Source organism: Streptococcus sp. A22 (assembly GCF_043674215.1).
Taxonomy (GTDB): domain Bacteria; phylum Bacillota; class Bacilli; order Lactobacillales; family Streptococcaceae; genus Streptococcus; species Streptococcus suis_V.
This window is the reverse complement of sequence record NZ_JBIMJQ010000048.1, coordinates 1-4,161: the sequence shown is the minus strand read 5'-3', so window position 1 is coordinate 4,161 and position 4,161 is coordinate 1. Positions and strand designations below refer to the sequence as shown.

1 tRNA gene and 2 rRNA genes are annotated in these 4,161 nt (G+C 49.2%); all 3 read left to right on the top strand.

Features of this window, described 5'->3' with window-relative positions:
• The first annotated feature begins 48 nt into the window (after positions 1-48).
• A 16S ribosomal RNA gene (locus ACHBHN_RS11055) occupies positions 49-1,597 on the top strand.
• An 83-nt stretch (positions 1,598-1,680) separates the two neighbouring features.
• Positions 1,681-1,753, top strand: a tRNA-Ala gene (locus ACHBHN_RS11050).
• Between the two features lie 276 nt (positions 1,754-2,029).
• A 23S ribosomal RNA gene (locus ACHBHN_RS11045) occupies positions 2,030-4,161 on the top strand; the annotation flags it as partial.

The following is a 4,161-nucleotide window of genomic DNA, read 5'->3' as shown; positions in this document are numbered from 1 at the left end:
AAAAAACAATAAACGGATAAGCCAGAGTGCTTAGTCGGACAAACTAATTTTAATGAGAGTTTGATCCTGGCTCAGGACGAACGCTGGCGGCGTGCCTAATACATGCAAGTAGAACGCTGAAGGAGGGAGCTTGCTTCTTCCGGATGAGTTGCGAACGGGTGAGTAACGCGTAGGTAACCTGCCTCATAGCGGGGGATAACTATTGGAAACGATAGCTAATACCGCATAACAGTATTTACCGCATGGTAGATGCTTGAAAGGAGCAACTGCTTCACTATGAGATGGACCTGCGTTGTATTAGCTAGTTGGTGGGGTAAAGGCCCACCAAGGCGACGATACATAGCCGACCTGAGAGGGTGATCGGCCACACTGGGACTGAGACACGGCCCAGACTCCTACGGGAGGCAGCAGTAGGGAATCTTCGGCAATGGGGGCAACCCTGACCGAGCAACGCCGCGTGAGTGAAGAAGGTTTTCGGATCGTAAAGCTCTGTTGTAAGAGAAGAACTGTGAGAAGAGTGGAAAGTTTCTCACTTGACGGTATCTTACCAGAAAGGGACGGCTAACTACGTGCCAGCAGCCGCGGTAATACGTAGGTCCCGAGCGTTGTCCGGATTTATTGGGCGTAAAGCGAGCGCAGGCGGTTTGATAAGTCTGAAGTAAAAGGCTGTGGCTTAACCATAGTACGCTTTGGAAACTGTCAAACTTGAGTGCAGAAGGGGAGAGTGGAATTCCATGTGTAGCGGTGAAATGCGTAGATATATGGAGGAACACCGGTGGCGAAAGCGGCTCTCTGGTCTGTAACTGACGCTGAGGCTCGAAAGCGTGGGGAGCGAACAGGATTAGATACCCTGGTAGTCCACGCCGTAAACGATGAGTGCTAGGTGTTGGGTCCTTTCCGGGACTCAGTGCCGCAGCTAACGCATTAAGCACTCCGCCTGGGGAGTACGACCGCAAGGTTGAAACTCAAAGGAATTGACGGGGGCCCGCACAAGCGGTGGAGCATGTGGTTTAATTCGAAGCAACGCGAAGAACCTTACCAGGTCTTGACATCCCTCTGACCGCCCTAGAGATAGGGTTTCTCTTCGGAGCAGAGGTGACAGGTGGTGCATGGTTGTCGTCAGCTCGTGTCGTGAGATGTTGGGTTAAGTCCCGCAACGAGCGCAACCCCTATTGTTAGTTGCCATCATTTAGTTGGGCACTCTAGCGAGACTGCCGGTAATAAACCGGAGGAAGGTGGGGATGACGTCAAATCATCATGCCCCTTATGACCTGGGCTACACACGTGCTACAATGGCTGGTACAACGAGTCGCAAGTCGGTGACGGCAAGCTAATCTCTTAAAGCCAGTCTCAGTTCGGATTGTAGGCTGCAACTCGCCTACATGAAGTCGGAATCGCTAGTAATCGCGGATCAGCACGCCGCGGTGAATACGTTCCCGGGCCTTGTACACACCGCCCGTCACACCACGAGAGTTTGTAACACCCGAAGTCGGTGAGGTAACCTTTTAGGAGCCAGCCGCCTAAGGTGGGATAGATGATTGGGGTGAAGTCGTAACAAGGTAGCCGTATCGGAAGGTGCGGCTGGATCACCTCCTTTCTAAGGAAACGGAACCTGTACGTTAGTCTTCTTTAATTTTGAGAGGTTTTGTTAAAAACCTACCCAAGACACATAAGGTGTACGGGGCCTTAGCTCAGCTGGGAGAGCGCCTGCTTTGCACGCAGGAGGTCAGCGGTTCGATCCCGCTAGGCTCCATTAACAACGGAAGTTGTTAAACTTGTCCATTGAAAATTGAATATCTATCAAACATTCCTTTATGTATGAAAGTACATATAGAAATAGTAACAAGAAAATAAACCGAAAACGCTGTGAATATTTAATGAGTTTAATTAAGTTACGAAGACGTTAAAGAAAACGTATGATTTTAGGAAATCATCGCAGTAGTCTTAGGACTACAAGAGGATTTATCTAAATCACTAGTTTTCTAGTCTGAGTACAATTTCTAATTTTTGAAAAAAATTAGGTTAATAAGGTTAAGTTAATAAGGGCGCACGGTGGATGCCTTGGCACTAGAAGCCGATGAAGGACGTGACAAACGACGAAATGCTTTGGGGAGCTGTAAGTGAGCGTAGATCCAGAGATGTCCGAATGGGGGAACCCGGCAGGTTGATGCCTGTCATCACTAGTTGTTAAGACTAGTAGAAGGAAGACGCAGTGAACTGAAACATCTAAGTAGCTGCAGGAAGAGAAAGCAAAAGCGATTGCCTTAGTAGCGGCGAGCGAAACGGCAGGAGGGCAAACCGAAGAGTTTACTCTTCGGGGTTGTAGGACTGCAATGTGGACTTAAAGAGTATAGACGAAGATTCTGGGAAGGGTCGCCAAAGAGAGTAACAGCCTCGTAGTCGAAATAGTCTTTATACCTAGCAGTATCCTGAGTACGGCGAGACACGCGAAATCTCGTCGGAATCTGGGAGGACCATCTCCCAACCCTAAATACTCTCTAGTGACCGATAGTGAACCAGTACCGTGAGGGAAAGGTGAAAAGCACCCCGGAAGGGGAGTGAAATAGAACCTGAAACCGTGTGCCTACAACAAGTTCGAGCCCGTTAATGGGTGAGAGCGTGCCTTTTGTAGAATGAACCGGCGAGTTACGTTATGATGCGAGGTTAAGTTGAAGAGACGGAGCCGTAGGGAAACCGAGTCTTAATAGGGCGCATTAGTATTATGACGTAGACCCGAAACCATGTGACCTACCCATGAGCAGGTTGAAGGTGCGGTAAGACGCACTGGAGGACCGAACCAGGGCACGTTGAAAAGTGCTTGGATGACTTGTGGGTAGCGGAGAAATTCCAAACGAACTTGGAGATAGCTGGTTCTCTCCGAAATAGCTTTAGGGCTAGCGTCGACATTAAGAATCTTGGAGGTAGAGCACTGTTTGGATGAGGGGGCCATCTCGGTTTACTGATTTCAGATAAACTCCGAATGCCAATGATTTATGGTCGGCAGTCAGACTGCGAGTGCTAAGATCCGTAGTCGAAAGGGAAACAGCCCAGACCACCAGCTAAGGTCCCAAAATATATGTTAAGTGGAAAAGGATGTGGGGTTGCACAGACAACTAGGATGTTAGCTTAGAAGCAGCTATTCATTCAAAGAGTGCGTAATAGCTCACTAGTCGAGTGACCCTGCGCCGAAAATGTACCGGGGCTAAAACATATTACCGAAGCTGTGGATACCACAATGTGGTATGGTAGGAGAGCGTTCTATAGGCGATGAAGGTGTACCGTGAGGAGCGCTGGAGCGTATAGAAGTGAGAATGCCGGTATGAGTAGCGCAAGATGGGTGAGAATCCCATCCACCGTAAGACTAAGGTTTCCAGGGGAAGGCTCGTCCGCCCTGGGTTAGTCGGGACCTAAGGAGAGACCGAAAGGTGTATCCGATGGACAACAGGTTGATATTCCTGTACTAGAGTATGAAGTGATGGAGGGACGCAGTAGGCTAACTAAAGCGGGCGATTGGAAGAGCCCGTCTAAGCAGTGAGGTGTGATATGAGTCAAATGCTTGTATCTGTAACATTGAGCTGTGATGGGGAGCGAAGTTTAGTAGCGAAGTTAGTGACGTCACACTGCCGAGAAAATCTTCTAGCGTTGTATCATACTCTACCCGTACCGCAAACCGACACAGGTAGTCGAGGCGAGTAGCCTCAGGTGAGCGAGAGAACTCTCGTTAAGGAACTCGGCAAAATGACCCCGTAACTTCGGGAGAAGGGGTGCTGTCTTAAAGGCAGCCGCAGTGAATAGGCCCAAGCAACTGTTTATCAAAAACACAGCTCTCTGCTAAATCGTAAGATGATGTATAGGGGGTGACGCCTGCCCGGTGCTGGAAGGTTAAGAGGAGGGTTTAGCGTAAGCGAAGATCTGAATTGAAGCCCCAGTAAACGGCGGCCGTAACTATAACGGTCCTAAGGTAGCGAAATTCCTTGTCGGGTAAGTTCCGACCCGCACGAAAGGCGTAATGATTTGGGCACTGTCTCAACGAGAGACTCGGTGAAATTTTAGTACCTGTGAAGATGCAGGTTACCCGCGACAGGACGGAAAGACCCCATGGAGCTTTACTGCAGTTTGATATTGAGTATCTGTACCACATGTACAGGATAGGTAGGAGCC